General features: G+C 45.9%; 18 protein-coding genes. 5 read left to right on the top strand and 13 right to left on the bottom strand.

Going from position 1 to position 21,073, the window contains the following annotated elements:
- Window positions 1-13 precede the first annotated feature (13 nt).
- The 10 genes from QT979_RS19035 to QT979_RS18990 all read right to left on the bottom strand — a co-directional run bounded on the left by QT979_RS19035 (window position 14) and on the right by QT979_RS18990 (window position 12,170).
- On the bottom strand, window positions 14-613 hold the full coding sequence (locus QT979_RS19035; protein ID WP_333311394.1) for a hypothetical protein: 600 nt from the start codon (window positions 611-613) through the stop codon (window positions 14-16).
- A gap of 50 nt (window positions 614-663) precedes the next feature.
- Window positions 664-1,878: an ABC transporter permease subunit gene (locus QT979_RS19030; protein WP_333311393.1), complete on the bottom strand. Its 1,215-nt coding sequence runs from the start codon at window positions 1,876-1,878 to the stop codon at window positions 664-666.
- Window positions 1,879-2,086: 208 nt separating this feature from the next.
- A complete protein-coding gene (locus tag QT979_RS19025; protein ID WP_333311392.1) occupies window positions 2,087-3,172 on the bottom strand; it encodes an amino acid ABC transporter substrate-binding protein in 1,086 nt (361 codons plus the stop codon).
- A 318-nt stretch (window positions 3,173-3,490) separates the two neighbouring features.
- A complete protein-coding gene (locus QT979_RS19020; RefSeq protein WP_015178453.1) occupies window positions 3,491-3,718 on the bottom strand; it encodes a hypothetical protein in 228 nt (75 codons plus the stop codon).
- Between the two features lie 316 nt (window positions 3,719-4,034).
- Entirely contained in the window at window positions 4,035-9,137 is a 5,103-nt protein-coding gene (locus tag QT979_RS19015) for a PAS domain S-box protein (protein WP_333311391.1), read from the bottom strand.
- Window positions 9,138-9,466: 329 nt separating this feature from the next.
- Window positions 9,467-9,868 (bottom strand): fasciclin domain-containing protein, encoded by a 402-nt coding sequence (locus tag QT979_RS19010; RefSeq protein WP_006634220.1) that lies wholly within the window; start codon window positions 9,866-9,868, stop codon window positions 9,467-9,469.
- A 92-nt stretch (window positions 9,869-9,960) separates the two neighbouring features.
- Window positions 9,961-10,608, bottom strand: coding sequence for a hypothetical protein (locus QT979_RS19005; RefSeq protein ID WP_333273204.1), 648 nt, complete (start codon window positions 10,606-10,608; stop codon window positions 9,961-9,963).
- 1 nt (window position 10,609) lies between these two features.
- Complete coding sequence (locus tag QT979_RS19000; RefSeq protein ID WP_333273207.1) at window positions 10,610-10,972, bottom strand: hypothetical protein; 363 nt, start codon at window positions 10,970-10,972, stop codon at window positions 10,610-10,612.
- 213 nt (window positions 10,973-11,185) lie between these two features.
- Window positions 11,186-11,629 carry an Hsp20/alpha crystallin family protein gene (locus QT979_RS18995; RefSeq protein ID WP_333226999.1) on the bottom strand — a complete coding sequence of 148 codons (444 nt, stop codon included), beginning with the start codon at window positions 11,627-11,629 and terminating at the stop codon, window positions 11,186-11,188.
- A 253-nt stretch (window positions 11,630-11,882) separates the two neighbouring features.
- Window positions 11,883-12,170 (bottom strand): hypothetical protein, encoded by a 288-nt coding sequence (locus QT979_RS18990; protein WP_333158958.1) that lies wholly within the window; start codon window positions 12,168-12,170, stop codon window positions 11,883-11,885.
- Window positions 12,171-12,356: 186 nt separating this feature from the next.
- Here QT979_RS18990 and QT979_RS18985 point away from each other — a divergent pair, with 186 nt between their 5' ends.
- The 4 genes from QT979_RS18985 to plsY all read left to right on the top strand — a co-directional run bounded on the left by QT979_RS18985 (window position 12,357) and on the right by plsY (window position 15,791).
- Window positions 12,357-13,151, top strand: a complete 795-nt coding sequence (locus QT979_RS18985; RefSeq protein WP_333273210.1) for an MlaE family lipid ABC transporter permease subunit — start codon at window positions 12,357-12,359, stop codon at window positions 13,149-13,151.
- A 63-nt stretch (window positions 13,152-13,214) separates the two neighbouring features.
- Window positions 13,215-13,607, top strand: a complete 393-nt coding sequence (locus tag QT979_RS18980) for a DUF3119 family protein (protein WP_333226993.1) — start codon at window positions 13,215-13,217, stop codon at window positions 13,605-13,607.
- Between the two features lie 58 nt (window positions 13,608-13,665).
- Window positions 13,666-14,997, top strand: coding sequence for a DUF3086 domain-containing protein (locus QT979_RS18975; protein WP_333226991.1), 1,332 nt, complete (start codon window positions 13,666-13,668; stop codon window positions 14,995-14,997).
- Window positions 14,998-15,110: 113 nt separating this feature from the next.
- Entirely contained in the window at window positions 15,111-15,791 is a 681-nt protein-coding gene (gene plsY, locus QT979_RS18970) for a glycerol-3-phosphate 1-O-acyltransferase PlsY (RefSeq protein WP_333211838.1), read from the top strand.
- A 97-nt stretch (window positions 15,792-15,888) separates the two neighbouring features.
- Here plsY and QT979_RS18965 read toward each other — a convergent pair whose 3' ends face one another.
- The gene (locus QT979_RS18965; protein ID WP_333211840.1) at window positions 15,889-16,686 is read right to left on the bottom strand and encodes a calcium-binding protein; all 798 of its coding nucleotides are present in this window, start codon (window positions 16,684-16,686) and stop codon (window positions 15,889-15,891) included.
- A 166-nt stretch (window positions 16,687-16,852) separates the two neighbouring features.
- On the opposite strand from QT979_RS18965, the gene QT979_RS18960 reads away from it, so the two are divergent.
- Complete coding sequence (locus tag QT979_RS18960; protein ID WP_333211842.1) at window positions 16,853-19,276, top strand: bifunctional serine/threonine-protein kinase/ABC transporter substrate-binding protein; 2,424 nt, start codon at window positions 16,853-16,855, stop codon at window positions 19,274-19,276.
- Window positions 19,277-19,312: 36 nt separating this feature from the next.
- Here the strand turns inward: QT979_RS18960 and proC are convergent, their stop codons facing one another.
- Window positions 19,313-20,158 carry a pyrroline-5-carboxylate reductase gene (gene proC, locus QT979_RS18955; RefSeq protein ID WP_333211844.1) on the bottom strand — a complete coding sequence of 282 codons (846 nt, stop codon included), beginning with the start codon at window positions 20,156-20,158 and terminating at the stop codon, window positions 19,313-19,315.
- A gap of 200 nt (window positions 20,159-20,358) precedes the next feature.
- Window positions 20,359-20,976, bottom strand: a complete 618-nt coding sequence (locus tag QT979_RS18950) for a cell division protein SepF (protein ID WP_333080778.1) — start codon at window positions 20,974-20,976, stop codon at window positions 20,359-20,361.
- Window positions 20,977-21,073: the final 97 nt, after the last annotated feature.

Raw genomic sequence — 21,073 nt, 5'->3', positions numbered from 1 at the left:
TTTTTAGTTATTATTAATTTCTAATGCTGTTCGCTAAGATTCCTAAAATTTTATTCACATCTCTCAAGTAATATTCACCTAAATCAATTTCAATAATTTGTTCTTGCAACTTCAGGAATTTCCAGATAGTACCTGTAGTAACAGTGCCATAAATCGCAGGAATTTCGTTGCCTTCACGTTCATTAAATATTCTAGCAGCCAACATTTCTGCTACGCACTGTCCCAATCCGCCATTGATATTTTCCTTCTTGGCTTCTACAATGATGATTATTGGCGCTCTAACAATTAGTAACTCTGGGGAATGACTGATCAGAAAATCGCAACTTCCATTTAATCCTTTTTCAACATCTACTGTAAAGTCTATTCCCGAAAACAAACTAATTTCCAAGTTTAACTGTTTTCTAAGGTCGATCAAAATCGGTGCGATAATCATTTCAGATCGAGCTTTTTCAGTGTTGCTGCTCAAGGCTAACGGTATATTATCTTTAAGAATTTCGGCAAGTAATGTACTCGACTCTAATTCTGATACAGCAGCGAACATATCAATCTTATCGGAAATCGTTAAATCAAAATTTTTAGTTACTCGGTCTAAGCTAAAGTCACTGTATGCCATTTAACGCGCTCTACTTTTATTCCAAATAAAATAGATTAAATCTCAACTATTTACCTTTCCTTGATTTGTACAGTTTTATTGTACCAATTCATGAACAGAGAAACTATCAAACTAATTGTTAGGTATGTTACCATGATAATTAACATTGCTTCGATCGCCCGACCGGTCTGATTCAACGTCGGAGAGCCCACCACAAAATAAACGTCGGGATAAGCAACCGCAACCGCTAAACTCGAATTCTTAGCTAAATTCAGATACTGACTGGTTAAAGGCGGCACAATCACCCGCAAAGCTTGTGGCAAAATTACCATCCGCATCATTGTTCCCGACTTCAGCCCTAAAGACTTTCCCGCTTCCCACTGGCCTTTCGATACTGACTGAATTCCGGCCCGCACAATTTCTGCAATGTAACTGCCAGTATACAAGCTGAGTCCTGTCACCAAGGCGGCAAATTCTGGAGTGAATTTTAATCCTCCTTCGAGTTGCAATGCTGGTGTCAAGCGCGGAACATCTAGACGAAAAGGCAGATTTTTGGTGATAATCAAAGCTAAGATTGCACTCATCCCGATCGCACCTAGAGCCCAAAACAACTGTCTTCCCGGCTTAGCTTCTTCCAACATCACCCGCGCCCGCCACATCCACAGCCCAGCGGCAGCCAAAACTCCGACAGTTAGCAAAATCAACCAAATCGCAAAACCCGGCAAAGCCACAGGCCAAGGTACAGCAATGCCGCGATTTGTCAAGTAAATCGGCCCGCGTAACTGCGGGTTGTCTTCCAGTTTGGGCAGGGAAATGAAAACTGCAAAATACCAGAAAAATAATTGCAGCAATAACGGCGTATTTCGCAAAATTTCCACATACAAACCAGCCAAACTTCGCAGCAGCCAATTGTCGGAAAGGCGCGCAATCCCTACCGTCAAACCCGCAACTGTTGCGAAAATAATGCCGATACCCATCACCCGCAGCGAGTTGATTAAACCGACTAAATAAGCTTGTCTGTAACTGTTAGCGGGACTGTAGGGGATTACACTTTCACCGATGTCAAAGGATGCTTGGGAATTGAGAAAATCAAATCCAAATGCAATCCCCAGTTGCGAGTAATTGGCGCCCAGATTGTCCCCGAGAATGGCGATAACAACTATTACTAAAATTAGGGCGATCGCCTGTCCGGCTATTTTCCAGAAGCGATCGTCCCGCAGCAGTTTTGATATATCTTTAAATTTGGGCAATTTCTGCGATTTGCCCGGTAGAGGTTCTGGGTTCATAACTGTTTAATTTAGAGCGAACTATACCTAACTTTAGCCAGCCTAAAATATCTTGTAGGGTGCGCCTAACAAGCACCTTAAAAGTCTGCTAGGCGCGGAGTACCTTCCTGTCTAAAATATCTTGTTGGTTAACTGTTAACAGTCAACAGTCAACGGTCAACAGTCAACAGTCAACAGTCAACAGTCAACAGTCAACAGTTAACTAAAATTAACGGAACGGCGGCGAGTAAAGCAAACCGCCATCTTTCCAGAGTCTGTTTTGACCGCGTTCTAACTTAAGTGTACTTTTGGGGCCGAGGTTGCGATCGTAGATTTCCCCGTAATTCCCCACTTTCTTAACAACGCGGACAGCGTAGTCGTTCGGGAGTCCCAAACCTTTACCTAAATCTCCTTCTGTTCCTAGCAAACGTTTGACGTTCGGATCTGTAGTGCTTGCCACTATTTTGTCTACATTTCCTGAATTAATTCCCAAATCTTCAGCTTCAATCGCGGCGAAAATAATCCATCTCACCGCGTCCGACCATTTAGGATCGCCGCTTTTCACCGCTGGGGCTAACGGTTCTTTTGACATCACGATCGGCAAAACAACATTATTCTCGGAATTCGGCAGAGTTGTCCGCTTAGAAACAAGTTGCGATCGATCGGCAGTAACACCTTGACAGCGACCTTCTTGATAAGTCGCAAAGGTAGCATTCACATCTTCAAACACCACAGGAGTGTATTTAATTCCTAATTTTCGCATTTGGTCAGACAAATTTTGTTCGGTGCTCGTACCTGTCTGCACGCAGATAGATTTGCCCGCAAAATCTTTTAAACTTTTGATGCCACTATCTTTTTTGACCATGATGCTTTGAGAGTCATAAAAGATCACCGGGGCAAATTCCAGTCCGGTAGTGCTGTCGCGACTCGCGGTGTAGGTAGTATTTCGGCTGAGAATGTCGATTTCTCCCGCCTGCAAAACTGTAAATCTATCTTTAGCGTTGAGTTTTCGGTACTCGACTTTTTCGGGATCGTCAAATATTGCTGCCGCGACAGCCCTGCACACATCCACGTCCAGTCCGGAATATTTGCCTTTTTCGTCTACAAAGCTAAAACCCGGCAGTTCGCCGCTGATGCCACAAATCAGTTTGCCGCGGCTGACAATTGTATCTATCCGGCTGGAACCTTGTTGCGAGTTGCCACCTGCCGCAGTTGTTGCTGTTGTTTGTCCGCTTTGTGCCGATCGATCCCTACAAGACGCCAACGGTGCCACAAACAACACACTTGCTAGCAGCAGAAATCCCCATTTACGCATAAATTTTAATAGAACGCTTTCCTGACAATCCTACCTTGTAGCTGTCAGAACTGTGGCGATCGGCGATCTACACAGCTTCCGGTTTCAAATTAGCCGTTCTGCATCCGTTGCTGCACTGCGGCAACTGCACCGACTACCCGCCTGTTTTTTTTTGAGCAAACTGGGAACCCAGAGTTAGAAACCCGGTTTCTGGCTGAAGGCCTGGTCGTCAAACCTAAGATTTATCCTTGAAACCCGGTTTCTTTTCGGCTATTTCTGCCCAGCGCAAGGGCTCATCGCCTTTCCCTGGAATATTTATCCGATTTTGATTGAATCCGCTCACAGTAGCTCTGGGGCTAGCCGCTGCTCAGCTAAATCGCGGATTAGGGAAAGCCGAGACTGGATGTATTCGTCCAACAAATCTGCTTCTTTGCCATTAAGCGCAGAGTTCGTCTTTAACTGCTTTAGCAGCCACTGTACCAAGGTCGCATCGTCTAAATTGACTAACAGAGTAGCTTGGGTGGTCTCAATTAATGACCAAAGTTGGCGTAACATGACTGGAGTCATAAAACCTCGTTGAGCGTAAATACGCACTTAATGGGCGGGGATAGCGAAAAGCTGGTCTTGGTGTCTCAAGCCGATCGACGAAAAGCACCCTTAGAGCGATCGGCTTAATGATTATTTTATATTTGACCACAATAACTTAATGCAGTAGTGTCACAAGTTACAACACACAAGATGTTATAAGAGTTCCCAATTCCTTCACATTCAGATAAACATCTTGATAAAAGATTAACAATCTTTACACGCGCTCGCTCGCGAGGGCTGCCAAGAGCTGTCCGGGATCGGGCCCGATAGCCCGGTTCAAAAGAAAATTGATAGATTACTCAGTAGCCACAAACTTTTCAACCCCCGCCAGAATTATTTCTAATTCAGCGATGATTTTTGTAGCCCCCTCCAAATCATTAGATTCAGCCAGACTTTGAAGCTGATCTGCCATATCGGGCATTAACCGCACCGCCGCCGTAGCGCTGACACCTTTAATTTGATGAGCGTGGCGGGCCAGTGTCTCCATATCTGCCGATGCTATCGCCCCCTTAGCAGCTTCTAAATAACTACCAGTATCCACCACAAAAGCTTGCAGTATTTCCCGCTCAAACTCTAAATCAGCGCCCGAAATTTCGTGCAAACGTGCCATATCGACTACCGATTCGATATCGGGATCAGAGTTTAGAAGTTCCTCGCCATTAAACTTGGGAGTTTCAATTTTTAGCTTGGCCGACCAATTTTCTAGTACAGATTTTAACTTTTCGATCGAAATAGGTTTGCTAATATAATCGTCCATGCCCGCCGCCAGACATTTTTCCCGATCGCCCTTCAAAGCATTCGCCGTCATTGCAATCACCACCGTCTTTTGATGCGACTCCATCTTCCCAGCAGCATCTGCCGCTTCCCGGCGGCGCAATTCCAGCGTTGCTTCATAACCGTCCAAAACCGGCATCTGACAGTCCATCAACACAATGTCATACTTTTTCAGGGCAACCATAGATAGCGCCTCTGCACCGTTATTGGCTACATCCGCAGTACATCCCAAAACTCTGAGTTGATTGAGACCAACTTTTTGATTGATTGGAGTATCTTCAACTAACAAAATCTTTAAACTTGCTAACTCCCGGTTGTCAATAGCCGAGGCTCGATTGGACGTTGGATTTACCTGCGACTCATCAATCAGCGTCATCGGGGCGATCGCATTCGCCAAGCAATCAAATAGTCGGTGAGCTTTCACAGGTTTAGTTAAATACCCGCTAAAACCGCTATCTACCAAGCGTTTCGCCTCTGCAAGCTGATTCATTGAAGTCAGCACCACCCAATGCGTCTGCTGCATTGCCGGCTCAGAAATCCTCAAGCGTTCGAGACTTCCCGCCACCATTTCCGGCAACTGAATATCAACCAAAACGATATCGTAAGGGGAATTAAGGCTAACAGCTTTGTACAGAGATGCGATCGTCATCCAACCGTTCTCAACCTCCTCCACCTCCATTCCCCACAAAACAGCCATTCTCACTAGCACTTTTCGCACTGTCGGCTTATCGCTGGCAACTAACATTTTTCGCCCCGCCAGCACCGTTTCAAAATTCACTTCGCACGCTGTGCCTACAGCGGTTAAATTTTCCGTAACTGTCGGCACAGTAAACCAAAAAGTCGAGCCTTGGCCAGGGGTACTTTCCACACCGATTTGCCCACCCATTAATTCCACCAACTCCTTAGAAATAGCTAGCCCCAAACCTGTCCCACCGTATTTTCTTGTCGTAGAGGCATCAACTTGAGTAAAAGATTGAAACAGCTTTTTTTTGTCTTCGGGAGCAATCCCAATTCCTGTATCTGTGACTTTAAACAGCAGGAGCATCGAGTCATTGTTTTCTATTTTTAACGGTTCGATATTCTCTAAAATTTTCTGATTATCGCTGGCTGCCAACAACCCAGGATTACTAGCATTAGCCACCTCAATTACTACTTCTCCTGCTTCTGTAAACTTAATAGCATTGTTGATCAAATTAGTGAGAATTTGCCGCAACCGCGCTGCATCACCTTTAATTTGCACCGGCACGTCGCTGTCAATCAGTGCCACCACTTCTATACCTTTTTCTTGTGCGGGAGTTGCCAACAAGTCCAGCACTTCATTCACACAGATACTGAGGTTGAATTCGATTGTTTCTAAGCGCATTTCTCCTGCTTCCAGTTTGGAGAGATCCAGAATATCGTTAATGATGGAGAGTAAATTTTGGCCGCTGAGTTTCAGCGTCTGTACAAAGTCAAGCTGTTCGGGAGTAAGATTCGTTTTCAGCAGCAAATCAGTCATCCCCATCACTCCATTCATCGGAGTACGGATTTCGTGACTCATATTTGCTAAAAATAGCGACTTCATTCGAGATGCTTCTAGGGCTGCTTCTCGGGCCTGCTGCGCTTGTTCAAAAAGAGTAGATTGCTGAATGGCGATCGCCAACTGCACGCTCAACCTTCCCAGCAAATCCATCTCAGAATCAGTCCAAACACGCGGAGCGCTGCACTGATGGGCAATCAGCAATCCCCACAACCGATTTTGACTCGTTTCCAAACTCCTTTCCGGCAGTTCAATGCGAGTTTCCGGCGAATATTCTGCTACCAACCCCTGACTTTCATCGCCTATAAAAATTGGTACAACTAAATTAGCCCTTACCTGCAAACTAGCAAGTAAATCTCGGTGTTCCTCGCTCAAATTGGCCGTATAAATATCTGCCATTGTTTGAATCGTTCCTGCACTGTACAGCCATACAAAACTTTCCCCAAAGGATGTTCTTTGAACTTTTCTGCCCAGCAGGGGCATCCAATCATCTCCTACAGATTCCACCACCACAACCGCTGTTTCCTCGGACTCAAAACGATAAATTACCGTGCGGTCAGTTGCCAGCAACTGTCGCACTTCGTGTACAGCAGTGCTCAGAGTTTGAGTGAGGTTAAGAGACTGCCGGACTCGCTGGGCGATCGCCGAAACCAGCCGTTCTTGTTCTGCTTGTTCCCGCAGCATTCTCTCAGCTTGCTTGCGTTCGGTGACATCGCGAATTACCGCAGCAAAGCACAGCGGTTCGGTGGTTTGAGGGTGCTTGACCAGAAAAGCATTCATCACAACATCAATGGGTTGTCCGTTGCCCAAGTGCTGCATTTGACCTTCGCCTTGCCACTGGCCATGACTGATAATTGTTGGTAAAATCTCTTGACTGAATTTCTGTTGAAAATAGGGCCCAATATAATCCCAAATCTCCGTATGAAGCACAGCCGAAAGATTCTCTACACCCACCAGTTTTCGTCCGGCTTCATTGACAAACAGCGTTTTGCCTTTTAGGGTAGCCATACCGATAAAATCGCTGCTGTTTTCAATCAGCGACACAAATTTTTGCCGTTCTTCTTCTCCTTTTTTGCGTTCGGTAATGTCCCGCTTGACGCAGACATGACAAATTACATCGTCGGCGTTGTTAATCACAGAGTATGCCGCAACGTCGATCGCCAGCGTCTGACCTTTTTTAGTGGAGTTAGTAATTTCGCCCCGAAAACTTCCTGTTTTTGCTAAACTTTGGGCAATTGCCAAAAAGCGATCCCCCGCCACCAGCGGCGAAGCTTCTGCTTCTAATTCCGCGTCTGTGTATCCTAGAAGCGTTTGGTGAGCAAGATTTTGTTCGAGGAAAAACCCGTCAGCATCGATAATGACGATCGCATCATTGGAGTTTAAAAATATTTCTCGGTAAAGCTTTAGTTTTTCCTCAGCTCGCTTGCGTTCGGTGATGTCTCTTTTGACACTTACATAACAAACGACATCCCCAGCATCATTTAAAACCGCAAAAGCCGAAACCTCCACCTCAACTATTCCCATTTGCCCAGCCTTAATACAAGTCATTTCGCCTCGGTAACTCCCCGAAGTGGCCAAGCTTTGCAGCACCGACGCAAATGTCTGTTCTCCCATGTGAGTGGCAGGCGTTTTTCCCCACAATTTTGACGCGCTGTGACCCAGCAAAGCCGTGTGAGCTTGATTTGTTTCTAAGTAATAGCCTTCGGGGTCTAAGATCGCGATCGCATCGTTGGATTTTAAAAAGATTTGTTGATAAAGTTGCAGCTTCCGTTCAGCTTGTTTCCGGGCGCTAATATCCGTGAACAAGCCGTAGTAAACTATCTCCCCCGATGCTTGGAATTCTGGCTGGGAAGCTCCTTGCACCCATTTAAGTTTTCCTGACGGAGTGACAATTCTTCCTTCCCACCGCCAAGGCTGCAAATTTTCAGCAGAAAGCGTCACCGAGTTAAGAAAATCATCTCGATCTTCGGGATGAATCATGTCAACAATTACATTAAAATCCTGCTGAGCAGCCTCTGGTTCTATTTCATACAATTCTCGGCAGCCCGCGCTCACAAACGAGAAGGCCATCGAGCCATCTGGATGTAAGTCAATTTGATATACCGTACCCGGTACGCTAGCAGTAATTTTTTGCAGTTTGGCTTGGCTTTGATTCCTGGCTTCCTCTGTGGCTTGCAATTGACCAATCTCTCTAGACAAACCCACAACCCCAAATATATTACCCTCTGCATCGTATAGCGGCAATTTTTGCGTATCAAAGACGTGCTGTTTTCCGCCTTCAAAGACGATCGCCTGGTAGGGATTGCGAACCCTCTCCCCAGCCAGCACAGCTCGATCTTCCTCGCGGATGCCCCTAATTGAGTTGTTGCGATCGCCAAATACTAATTCGGCTGAAAACCCTAATTCAATATCATCTTTGCCGATAATTTCCTCAACATTTTTCCCCACATATTCAGCAAAACTTTGATTAACAAAAATGTATCTAAAATTTCTATTTTTAGCAAAAACTCTGTCCGCAGCAGCTTCCATTACAGCCCGCAACAATAGTTCTTGACTTTCCGAATCCAGAGCACAATTATTTTGAAGTGTATCCTTGACAATGGTCGGTTTAGATGCTAAGATATTTAACTCTTTTGCACAAATTTGAGCTACTGTGTGGAGCAAACAAAGGTGTTCCAAATTAAAAACATTTGCCTGCTCTGCACCAATGAAAAATACTCCCAATAATTCCTCAGTTTCATCCGGGTTGGCTGGTGCCATCAAGAGCGACTGAAACTGAGCCATTGGTGCCGGAGCCATGTTGTGCGCCCAGTCCCGATTGCCAGCAAGCCATTCAGCGCGAGCAGCTTGCAACCGCCCTTCCATTTCGGATCGGGTGCTAGCAGTTAAGGGCTGTAAGTGTTGCAGGTATAGTCGATCGTCCGGTAGGGTCAAAATGGCGATCGCCGCCCCAGGAATCAGGCGATCGAGATATGCCAGACACGCAGACCAAATTTCATCAGCACTGAGACTGGTTTGAACTTTTGCAGTAAGTTCGTTGAGAACTTGCAGTTCCAAGGTACGCTGGCGGACTTGTGCTTTGAGGCTGGCGGCTAGGATTTGCATAGTGCTCACCACACTGGTTTGCTTATATTATAATTATTGATTTTCAAATTTTTGTAAACAATCATCTTAAAATATATCCGACGAAAAGACAACGTTTTATATTTATATTACCTTCACGCGCTAAAAAACCAAGGCGCGATCGGGAGCAAAGAGACACTGCTCAATGCAAGCTCTCGCTCCCGCTGCGACTTAACATCACACCTAAAGATAGATGCAATATCCAGACTTCCGTGGCTTAAACAAAAAAAAATTAGACCAAAGTTCAAACCCTCAAATTCATCTGTAGAGTCAATCAAAAATCGAAAATCGAAAATCAATGGACGGTGAAACTAGCCCATTAAAATCACATTATCGATCACATGGATCACGCCGTTATCAGCTTCGATATCCGCAGCGACAACTGTAGCATTTTTCACCTCAAAACCGTCAGAACAATCAATTTTAATCGGCGAACCTTCCAAGGAAGTAACAAAACCGAGTTTTGCCAAATCAGCTTTCATAAACTTCCCCGATACGACGTGAAACATCAAAATCCTAGTCAGTTGGGGAACGTTCTGCACTAGGGTGGTGATAGTTCCCGGTGGCAATTTGGCAAAAGCATCGTCAGTGGGTGCAAAGACAGTGAAAGGGCCCGGACTTTTGAGCGCATCTACTAAATTAGCTACTTGCACGGCTGTTACGAGGGTTTGGAACGAACCCGCACCTACGGCAATATCAACAATATCAGGCATTGTGTTTTACCTCATCTGGGAAAAAAGTTCTATTAAGTATCGTAAACTGAGGCGGGCAACAATACCTACTGTCTTTTTTGAAAAATTGGTAATTATTTTGTAGTCAGGACTTCAATCCTCACATTTTTGAGGAGGACTTCAGTCCTCACTACAAACCTAATAATATAGGACTTACATATGGCAGCCCAGAAACCGGGTTTTGTACGAAAATACTTCGTTAAAACCCGCAGATTAGGTAAAAAACCCAGTTTCGAGGAGTCGGAGTGCGTAAGTCCTGTAATAGTTATTTTACCCGATATAATATTACTAACCGCTTGGGAATTTAACGGCGGGGGGGGGTTTACAATTGGTACATTACTGCTGGCGATTGTGATACCCCAATTCTCTGTTTCTAAATCTTCTACTTCAGCCTTTAGGTTTTCTCCCTTGTGAATGCTAAAACTGCCGTACAAAATTAAAACTTCAAAAATATCCGTATGAATCAAAGCTGCTTTCCGGTGCGCGTTTTCACCTAAATGAAAACCAATCAAATCAGCTTCAGGATCTTTGACATCTTCAGGATGGAACACCTCCCAACTGATGTCTCTGCAGTCATGAAATACTATGTTATAAGGCAATCGATCGCCTGTCGGATCGTAAATACATTCAAATAAAATTTCATTCCCCCACAAAGACACATTGACATTGGTGATGAGGGATGTAAGTCCACCTAAATTAAGCAAGTTGTAGTCATCGGGCATATTAATTACTCACTTTTTCTCCAGTATTGTGCGTCCCAGGAATATTATTGCCAAATTCATCGCTTGTTTTGACCAAACTGCCATCTTTGTCAAGACGCAAACCTTTGTTTATTTTTCGGCCATCTGAACCGTATCTGGGAGCTGGGGTGCGTACAACTTCACCATCAGGACGGATATTGACTCGCGAACGATCGGCAAATTCGTATTCAAGATAACCCCCTTCAGTAGTTCTGATTTCTGCACCCAATCCGCGAAAAAAATCATCGACTTCTTGGCGAGTCATCCCGGTTAAGTCTCCAAACTCAGATGCAATTCCATTTGCTCCCACTCCCTGACTCGGCACGCAAGTCTCCTCACCAACCATTGCTTATTGGAGTTTAGCACAGGTGGAAAATGGGAAAAAGGAAGTTTGACAACGAGCAATGTACGGGATGTAACGGATGGATGGATCGATGGATATCGAAGAAGGAAGAATCCTTCCTCAAACTCCCAATGCCCAATGCCCTGTTTGGCCAATACCCAAAACAAATAGGGCGCGCACCGCACGCCCTATCTATCAGCAATTAGCCAACAATTATTAGCCGCCGATTTGCACTTTAACCACGCGGTTCTTTTCTGCTTCCGCTTTGGGCAAATTCAGGTGCAAAACTCCATTTTTGTACTCAGCTTCTACGCTGTCATTTTGAACCCGTGCCGGTAGGGGAATCACCCGGCGGAACGAACCGTAGCGGAACTCAGAGCGAGTCATGCCTTTATCTTCACTCTTAGTTTCTTGACGGCGTTCGCCACTGATAGCAACAGCTTCTGCGGTTACTTGTACATCCAAATCCTTAGCTTCCATGCCCGGAATTTCTAACTTAAGGTGGATGGCTTCGGGAGTTTCATCGAGTTCGGCGGGGGGTAGAAAAGCAGAACCGTTAGATCCGCGATCGGTTGCCGGAGTCAAGCTATCAAACAACCGATTCATTTCTCGCTGCAAGGAGTCCATTTCCCGCAAAGGTTCCCAACGAATAAGTGCCATAACTAATACCTCGACTATCTGAAGTTTTTAGGGGTTGAGAAACACTTGACTCAACTTGTATTTAATATATTCCAGCTCCCGAAACTGGGGGATTCGGTTTTCCGCAAAAAGGCCGATCGCATTTCCGAACATTCGCGATCGATACTGCTAAATAATTGCGGGTGCGGAGATCCGATCCAACCCGAACCAAGCAATTTTAGATTTTAGATTCGAGCCAGGAATTCCCATCTAAAATCTAAAATCGAAGGTTCGATTAACTCCACCGCGAATGCTGATAAGAAGCGTAGGTATCAAACAAAGCACCCACCAAACTAAAAGTTAGGCCGATCACGAAAAAACCCTGGAGGGGACAGCCACTGCCGAAAGTAGCTAAGAACTGCAAAATCAGGTCTTCTCCAGAACGACCAACTCCTTGGAGAGCAGGCACGAAGCCAATCAGCGAAAAGCTAGTCAATCCCCCGCCGATTAACAATAAGGGGGCGACAAAGCTCAACAGGCTGGTCAGCAGTACAGAGCGAAGAAAATTGGGAAAAATGCTCATAAGAGTCAGTAAATTCAGCTAAACTGCCGAAAGGTGCAAGCAAACAAAACTTGTCCTTTTCTACGATAGGCAGCGATCGCCCTCCGTGGCCAGTTCTGTCAGAAATCTTAAATGTTATAGAAAAAACTTGTTTAAGATTTGTAGATAGATTTCATTTTTGGCAGTTGTTCTATACTCGAAATCCCCTTGAGCACCAGTACATCTTCGAGCCTCAGTTTGTGGAGTCAGCGGTTGCTGGCAGCAGCTTTATTGGGCGGCCAAGTCATGCTGCACTTGCTGAGGGGCAAAATTCACCGCCGCAACACCCTCGACCAAATGGCAGCAGTCGGCCCGGAATCTCTGCTGATTGCTTTGCTGACTGCGGGTTTTGTCGGCATGGTATTTACTATTCAGGTAGCGAGGGAGTTTATTAACCTCGGTGCAGGCAATGTCGTCGGTGGCGTTTTGGCTTTGTCTTTGACGCGCGAGCTCGGCCCCGTCTTAACAGCCGTAATCGTGACGGGGCGGGTAGGTTCGGCTTTTGCAGCGGAAATAGGCACGATGCAGGTAACAGAACAGATAGATGCCCTGCTGATGCTCAGAACAGACCCGATCGACTATTTAGTAATTCCCCGCGTCCTTGCTTGCTGCTTGATGCTGCCAATTTTAACCATCATGTGTCTCGTCACCGGCATCCTCGGCGGACTGCTGATTGCTACGACGATGTACGGGATCTCTCAAAGCGTGTTTTTAGAATCAGTCCGCAATTTCCTGAGTCTGTGGGATATTTGCAGCGCGGCAATTAAGGCTTTTGTATTCGGTGGCTTGATTGCTGTAATCGGCACTAGCTGGGGTTTGACCACCACCGGCGGGGCAAAAGGCGTCGGTCAATCGACGACTACGGCGGTGGTGACGGCTTTACTGGCTATTTTTATTGTGAACTTTTTCCTGACTTGGCTGATGTTTCAGGGAACGGGTTCTAGCGTACTCAAGGGCTTGTAAGCTAGGAAACAGATAAAATATGAATAATTGGCAACATTCGTTTACTACCCTTGATTTAAACCCGTGACTACAACTGCCTCTTCGACTGCGCCGACAAATACGATCGAACTCGCTCCGAGTTATGCGATTCCCCTAGTCCTGGTACTGGCGGCCCTACCGCTACTGTTCGTTCAGAAGTGGGTGAGTTTGCCGCTTTCTGTGTTCGGCTTGTTTCTGATGTACCAAACCGCCACCCTCCGGCTACAATTTACCCCAACAGATTTGGACATTTATCGATCGTCCAAGTTAATCCGCCGCTTTCCTTACCGAGAATGGCAAAATTGGCGGATATTTTGGCCTGCGGTGCCGATTTTGTTCTATTTCAAAGAAATTAACAGCATTCACTTTCTGCCGGTTCTGTTCGATCGTAAAATGCTACAGACCTGCTTAGAACAGCGCTGTCCCCGTCAAGACTAAAAAAGTTGTTAATTTTTAATTTTTAACTTTTCCGTGCCCACGCCGAACAAAATTTCCCATGAATTCAGACGAATCTCCAACCCAAGAACCCCAACCACAACCAGCCGCCCCAAGCGGTGAAGGCGAAGTCGATTTGCCCGTGAATGAGACGGAATACCAACTTCTATCTCAAACAGAGGATTTGTGGCTCGACGAAAATGAACTGCCAGCCCAACTCCCGCCAGAAACAGACCCGCCACTGGCAGAGGAAGATGCCGAAATCGCCCAATTCGTGGACGAAGCAGGCGCAATCGCCCAAATTCCGCCCAACACCCACGATGGCGAATCAGAAAGTCCTATCGCTCAAATCGATCCTCCCACAGACTCCCAGCCAACAGCAACCGCAGAAACGGTAACGCACATCCCAGAAAATGTTACCGAACATTTGGCAGAGAGAGTCAAAGAATTGCAGCAGCAAGAACAAGCTTTGACTGAAAAAATTGCCGCATTGGAAGCCGACAAAGCCAATGCTATAGAAGCGTTGGGCCAGGCTCAAGCATCGATCGGGCGTTTGGTACAAGACGGCTTGATTCAATTAGATCAGCGCAAACAAGCGCTACAAATAGAAGTAGAAAAACTCGAACGCCGGCGCGATCGAATTCAAAAGGAAATGCGAACCACTTTTGCCGGCGTTTCCCAAGATTTAGCAATTCGAGTCCAGGGTTTCAAAGACTATTTAGTAGGCAGTTTGCAGGATTTGGCCGCTACCGCCGAACTCTTAGATTTGACACCGCCAGTGCAAGAGACACCACAGCGAACTGCTGCTGAGGAGTCTCAATCCTCAGCACCGGTAAATCCCAAATTTGCCGAACAGGGATTTCAAGAACAAGCCAAACAAATTCGCCGCACCCTCGATCAATACCGCACTGTCCCCGACTACTACGGCCCGCCTTGGCAACTTCGCCGCACTTTTGAACCCATCCACGCGGAACGAGTTTCTAACTGGTTTTTCACCCAAGGAGGAAGGGGTGCTTTGCGGACTATGGGTTCGCGCTTGCAAAATATCTTGATTACTTCGACAATTATTTCTGTACTCAGAAGCGTCTACGGCGGGCGGGTGCGGACTTTGGTGCTCGCGAACAGTCCCGAACGTTTGGGAGAGTGGCGCCGGGGTTTGCAGGACTGTTTGGGCATTACTCGCAGCGATTTCGGCCCGGAAAGGGGGATTATTATGTTTGAGTCTGCGGAGGCTTTGGCTCAAAAAGCCGATCGACTGGTGAAAGATGGCAAATTGCCGCTAATTGTCATTGATGAAACTGAGGACTTAATTAGTTTGTCAATCCTGCAATTTCCTTTATGGCTGGCCTTTGCTGCTGATCCGCAAACTTTGATGGCGGCTAAGGATTTTTGATTGGGTAATGGGTAATTGGTAATTGGTAATTGCTAATTAGTAATTGCTAATTGCTAATTATGCTAGGGGAAAGGTTGAAACTTTTAAAAGTACACGAAATCTCAAATTAAAAAATGGCTAGCTGGATAATTTTAAATGGCGCATTGCTAATAGCAGCTTATCTGCTGGGTTCGATTCCGACTGGGTACGCCTTGGGGAAATGGATGCTAGGAATTGATATTCGAGAGGTTGGTTCGGGTTCGACTGGTGCGACTAACGTACTGAGGACTTTGGGCAAAGGGCCGGGGTTGGGGGTGTTGTTGGTTGACGTGTTGAAGGGGGTAAGTGCGATCGTCCTAATCCGCTATATTTACTCTCTCACTTTTACCAGCCAGCTAGCAACCGCCGCAGGTTTAGAAAATACTGCAACTGTCCTCCCTTGGATGGCAACTTTGGCGGGTTTCTCGGCTGTTTTGGGCCACAGCAAATCTATTTGGCTGGGGTTTACCGGCGGTAAATCAGTGGCTACGAGTTTGGGAGTTTTGCTAGGTTTGTACTGGCCTGTTGGTTTGGGAACTTTCGGAATTTTCGGGATAGTATTTGCGGTATCGCGAATTGTCTCTTTAAGTTCGATTATAGGGGCAATTAGCGTTTCTGGATTGATGTTTGCTTTACATCAGCCGCTGGCTTATGTATTGTTTGGAATTGCGGGCGGGGTATTTGTAATTGTGCGGCACAGGAGTAATATTCAGCGCTTGTTGAATGGTACTGAACCGAGGATTGGAGAGAAATTGGAAACAGCAGCTAGCGATTGAGCGGTAGAATTGTTGTACCGCTGGTTGCAGATTACTATTTCTCTGTCCAATCTTCGATTTCCGCTTTTGTAGGAGGCGTTGCAGCGCATTATACAGCTTAGAATCCCTGAACCGAGATAATGCTATTGAGAATGCTGTTTTGCAGTTGAGCAGGCGTTACAGCCTCCACAAAACCGATGAATTCTCCTGAATTCCTGAGTTTGATCGCAGTCCCTGAAGTCGCCATCGATGTGGGTTTTAATTGATCGGGTGTGACAAAAGAACCCGCTGCTTGCGGAACTTCAAACTGTACTGTAATGAGTACATTTGGCAAATTTTCCAACACTATATCATTCACAGTCAAACCGTCTGCTAATCCAATTTTATCGAAAGCGGGTCTGAAACTTACAAGGAGATCGGCATTATTGACATCTGTAACTCCGGGTTCTGCTTGGAGGACGTACAAGTTGCTGCCCCCGATTTTTATTGGATTATTTTCAGTGAAGCCTCCTAAAAAGTCTCGACCCAAACCTCCCACTAGAGTGTCATTTCCGTTACCGCTAACTAAAAAGTCATTGCCTTTACCGCCCACTAAAACATCATTTCCACTGTCACCCAGAATAAAATCTCCGTCTTGACCGCCGTTGAGAGAGTCATTTCCGTCCCCTCCCAATATTGCGTCTTTCCCTTTTCCCCCGAATAAAGAATCGTTGCCAAAAATCCCTCTGATAATATCTTCCCCCTCATTGCCAAAGATCAAATCGTTGGTTATTGCGCCATCGATTGTATCGTCACCTCCTAGCAGCAAAACTCCCCCAGAGGAAATTCCTCCACTTCCGATCCGTAAATCTACATATTCGGATGTATTGTCGCCAAAAAAGCGCGACGATCCTGATGGGTCTCTTTGTAAAGCCATAAAATATCTTCTCCGTAAAATCTCAGATGCCAAGATTATTAAATAAGCCAATCTCAAAGTCTATTCATAAAGTCATAACTTTGAGTTCATAAAAGTCATAACTTTGAGTTCATAAAAGTCATATTTGTGCTACGCTCGACACCAACGAGTGCAGCGAGTTAAGGGGATGGAACAATTTAGGTGTCTAAATCCAGGAGATATTCTGCGCGATCGCTACCGAATTATCGCTAAATTAGGTGAGGGAGGGTTTGCTAAAACCTATACGGCTAACGACGCTTTGGGCAGCCCCGAAAATCCCTTGTGCGTCGTCAAGGAAATTCCGCCTCCTGAATCTAACGATCCGCGGCTGTTGGAGGAAGCACAACAGCAATTTGAAAAAGAAGCTAAAACCCTGAAGTATCTCGATAAGTGTCCGCAGATTCCCAAGTTAATCGATCGCTTTCTTGAACAGGGAAAATTTTACTTAATTCAAGAATACATCGAAGGAAATCCGCTGAACAAAGAGATCGGTTCAGGCAGGCAGTTTCAGGAGTCAGAAGTTATTGATTTATTGCAGGACATTTTGTCCGTTTTAGCTTTAGTCCACGATCAAGGGATTATTCACCGCGATTTAAAACCATCAAACTTAATCCGGTGCACAAGAACCGGCAAAATTGCCGTGATTGATTTTGGCGCGGTAAAAGCGATCGGCACTTTGGCGATCGAGGGCGGCCAAATAACTCAAACTCGTGTCATCGGTACAGACGGTTATATGCCAGCCGAACAGTGGAAAAATCAACCAAGATTTAACAGCGATATCTATGCTGTGGGAATCATTGGCATTCAAGCGATCGCAGGGTTAGATATTGAAGACTTTTTTCATGATAAAAAAACGGGGGAACTCGTCTGGCACTACTCAACTGACGATCGCCCGATGGTACAAATTAGCGACAAGCTGAAAAAAGTTTTAAATAAGATGGTGCGTTACCACTTTAACGATCGCTATCAATCTGTTGCTGAAGTGTTGCAGGATTTGATCTCGCTAACAGCGTTGCACTCACCTGCGCCCTCTTCACAACAACCTCTGCTGCCGAAGCCTCAACGCCAATGGCAAGATACATTGAGAGTCTGCTTGCCGATCGCGATCGCAGGATGCCTCGGGCTAGCAGCATTTTTAATACACAAAATTTTCACCCCTCAAACTTGTCCCTTAATCCAGGGAGATGCTGTGAGTTGTGGCGATGAAATTCTCATCAAAACATCTGCTTCGCGATTAAAGCAATGGGGAGTAAATGATTTTTTTAATGGAAACCATCAATCAGCTTTTAATTTATTAAAACAATCGTGGAACGAAGAAGAACGCAAAGATCCAGAAACTTTAATTTACATGAATAATGCTCTTTTGAACGCCCAAAAAGCTGATTACTACACCCTGGCAGTTGCCGTTCCCATCAGCAACACCGAAGGAGGTACTGTCAATTCTGATTTGGCTAGAGAAATGTTGCGCGGCATTGCCCATGCCCAAACAGAAGTCAACCTAGGAGTGTTTCATTCCGATCGCAATAACTACTTTCCCGGTCAAGGTTTTTTAGCAGGGAAAGCCATTAATGGCAAGGGTATTAGAGTCATTATCGCTGACGATGCCAACCTCAAAACAGAAGCAAAAGCTAGGGCCTCTTCACTCGTGAAGCAAACCGAGATATTGGGCGTCGTCGGTCACTATACTAGCGAGATGACTGTGAATGCAGTCGATACTTATGACAAAAATCATTTAGTCTTAATTTCGCCTGGGACTACAACGGAACAATTAACAGAAAAACCTCGGAAGTTTTTCTTTCGCACTGTCCCTAGACATCAAATTACTGCTGAAAACTTCAAGAACTATCTGATTGAAAACGCAGGTCAGAAAAAAGCGGTGGGTTTCTACTGTCCTGAGATTCAAGCTACTTCTTCATTGTGGGAAGAATTCAGAAAACAGTTTAGACAAGCAGGAGGGAATATTTTAAGCATCACTGAATACAATGTGTGTAAGAAAAATTTCAACGTTGAACTAGCATTACAAGAAGTCGAACGAAGCGAGAAAACAGCGATCGTCTTAAGTACGAGTCATGTCCCGGATGCAGTCAAAAATGCGATGGCACTTATTAAAGCCAATGGCGCTCGCAATTGGGTAGTGGGAACCGGGGGCATCTACAGCCAGAAAACCTTAGAAACTGCCTCCCAGTTACCGTCTTTTGAGAAACTGGTGACATCATCCTCTTGGCATCCCTTAGCTGCTCCCAACCGCACATTTGCCGAAAACGCTCGAAAGCTTTGGGGAGGAAACGTCAACCACCGCACAGCTTTAACCTACGATGCAACTTGGACGCTAATTACAGCAATAGAAATGCAACAGCAACCGAGCCGCGAAGGGATGCAGAAAACTATTGCGAGTCCGAATTTTAGCGCCACAGGAGCAACAGGAACTATTGAGTTTGATGCGAACGGCGATCGCCAAAATTTTCAACCGGATTTAGTGCATATTGTCAAGTGTCGAAAAGAACAGTTCGGTGTAGCTTTTGTTCCCGTCAAATATCGGACGGCAAAATCGGCAGGTTTAAAGTGCGATTGAACTCGTTTTTGACGGTTTCTGTGCGTTATTCCTGACTTATTTACCTAATTCTTGAGAACGCAAACAAGCTGCTTTCACGGCTTCGATTAGCGCAGAACGAAAGCCGCTACTCTCTAATTTAGCAATTCCCGCAATAGTTGTACCGCCGGGACTCGTAACTTGATCTTTCAATTGTGCCGGGTGCATTCCCGTTTCTTGCATTAGCTTCGCTGTACCGAATACTGTTTGTAAAGCTAATTGAGAGGCGATCGCCCGTGGCAGCCCAGCACAAACTCCGCCATCTGTCAACGCCTCAATCAAAATTGCTACATAACCAGGCCCGGAACCCGAAAGCCCAGTCACCGCATCCAGCATACTCTCAGGTACTTCTACCACTTCTCCCACGGCCTGAAAGATGCGCTTTACCAATTCTAAATCAGCCGGTTGAACAAGTTTTCCCGGAGCGATCGCGCTCATTCCCGCCCCTACCGTGGCTGGAGTATTCGGCATCACCCGCAGCACTCCCCGCCCCGGAAAAGCTGGTTCGAGCTTGCTCAGTGGCACTCCTGCCAAAATCGACACTACCAGCGCTTGTGGCGGGGAATTAGCCGTTTCTCCATTATTTCCCTGTTGGCGATCGGCCGCCACCGCCAACTCCAAAGCTACCGTATCAAAAACTTGCGGTTTAATTGCCAAAAACAGCACTTCTGTAGCGACAGCAACTTCTAGATTGCTGGCTGTTGTTCCAATCCCGTATTTCTCAGTCAAAAACTCGCGGCGCTTTACCCCAGGCTCGCTCACCAATATTTCTGAAGGCAAATAAACTTTTTCTGCTATTAAGCGGGATAAGAGAGCTTCTCCCATTACCCCGCCGCCGATCGTACCAAATTTTATGTTTGTCATTAGTCAGTTGTCACTTGTCACTTTTGAGTTATCAGTTGTCAGTTGTCAGTTGTCAGTTGTCATTGGTTACTTAGTTGTTAGCTAATGTTATTAATCCGCAGTGTTTATTCCACAGTTATTAGTTGTTAACTATTGACTACTGACTACTAACTACTCACCACTGACTACTGTCAACTGTCAACTGTCAACTGTCAACTGAACTACTGAGCTACTGGAGCTTGTTCTGCCGGCCAGACTGTCGGTGCAGGAGCAGCAGCACGAGGCCGTCCTTGAGCAGGAGGCACTTCGTGAACCACACCAGACTGAGTTCTCACCTGCACGCAGCTAGGCGTAAACAAGAAAATACTTTCGCCAATTCGCTCTTGATGACCGTCAAGGGCATAAGTACCGCCCGCCACAAAGTCCACAGCTCTTTGCGCTTGGTCTGGGTCCATCACCGTCAGGTTCAAAACCACAGACTTGCGTTCCTTAAGGGCTCGAATTGCTGCCGGCATCTCTTCAAAAGTGCGCGGCTCCATTACTACTACTTCCGAAATCCCGTTCATAGCTCCAGGCATTCCAATCACGTTATTCATTACTGACCCTACTCCGCCGGTTGGTGCAACGACATCCATACCTGTCGATCCTACTACTGACCGCTCTCGCATTCTACGATTTTGACGACGTTCTTCTTCTGCGGCTGCGACTGCAGCGGGGTTCGGTTCAGGCGCTTGGTAGAAGTTCTGATAGCGCTCCCCTTCCGTTTCGTCGTAAACGTCATCGTACTCAGGCTCATTGTTGATGCCTACAAAATCTCGCAGTTTAGAAAAAATATTCATGATTCACGCTCCTTCACGACTTGGCTGCCCCGACTATACTCGCGTTGCGCGTTAGTCGCGGGTAGCTGACTATTCTATATTTAACCCAAATTGTCTT

It is taken from the genome of Microcoleus sp. w2-18bC1 (assembly GCF_036700365.1).
GTDB lineage: Bacteria > Cyanobacteriota > Cyanobacteriia > Cyanobacteriales > Microcoleaceae > Microcoleus.
The sequence above is the reverse complement of the archived record's forward strand: the minus strand, read 5'-3'. Positions and strand labels throughout refer to the sequence as shown.

Bases quoted from the DNA above. Each gene is read 5' to 3' on its own strand.
- QT979_RS19005 (WP_333273204.1), bottom strand. From the start codon at position 10,608: ATGCCCGATGACTACAACTTGCTTAATTTAGGTGGACTTACATCCCTC.
- QT979_RS18975 (WP_333226991.1), top strand. From the start codon at position 13,666: ATGAATTCAGACGAATCTCCAACCCAAGAACCCCAACCACAACCAGCC.
- proC (WP_333211844.1), bottom strand. From the start codon at position 20,158: ATGACAAACATAAAATTTGGTACGATCGGCGGCGGGGTAATGGGAGAA.
- QT979_RS18960 (WP_333211842.1), top strand. From the start codon at position 16,853: ATGGAACAATTTAGGTGTCTAAATCCAGGAGATATTCTGCGCGATCGC.
- plsY (WP_333211838.1), top strand. From the start codon at position 15,111: ATGGCTAGCTGGATAATTTTAAATGGCGCATTGCTAATAGCAGCTTAT.
- QT979_RS19015 (WP_333311391.1), bottom strand. From the start codon at position 9,137: ATGCAAATCCTAGCCGCCAGCCTCAAAGCACAAGTCCGCCAGCGTACC.
- QT979_RS19035 (WP_333311394.1), bottom strand. From the start codon at position 613: ATGGCATACAGTGACTTTAGCTTAGACCGAGTAACTAAAAATTTTGAT.
- QT979_RS19025 (WP_333311392.1), bottom strand. From the start codon at position 3,172: ATGCGTAAATGGGGATTTCTGCTGCTAGCAAGTGTGTTGTTTGTGGCA.
- QT979_RS19000 (WP_333273207.1), bottom strand. From the start codon at position 10,972: ATGGTTGGTGAGGAGACTTGCGTGCCGAGTCAGGGAGTGGGAGCAAAT.
- QT979_RS19030 (WP_333311393.1), bottom strand. From the start codon at position 1,878: ATGAACCCAGAACCTCTACCGGGCAAATCGCAGAAATTGCCCAAATTT.
- QT979_RS18995 (WP_333226999.1), bottom strand. From the start codon at position 11,629: ATGGCACTTATTCGTTGGGAACCTTTGCGGGAAATGGACTCCTTGCAG.
- QT979_RS19010 (WP_006634220.1), bottom strand. From the start codon at position 9,868: ATGCCTGATATTGTTGATATTGCCGTAGGTGCGGGTTCGTTCCAAACC.
- QT979_RS18990 (WP_333158958.1), bottom strand. From the start codon at position 12,170: ATGAGCATTTTTCCCAATTTTCTTCGCTCTGTACTGCTGACCAGCCTG.
- QT979_RS19020 (WP_015178453.1), bottom strand. From the start codon at position 3,718: ATGACTCCAGTCATGTTACGCCAACTTTGGTCATTAATTGAGACCACC.
- QT979_RS18950 (WP_333080778.1), bottom strand. From the start codon at position 20,976: ATGAATATTTTTTCTAAACTGCGAGATTTTGTAGGCATCAACAATGAG.
- QT979_RS18965 (WP_333211840.1), bottom strand. From the start codon at position 16,686: ATGGCTTTACAAAGAGACCCATCAGGATCGTCGCGCTTTTTTGGCGAC.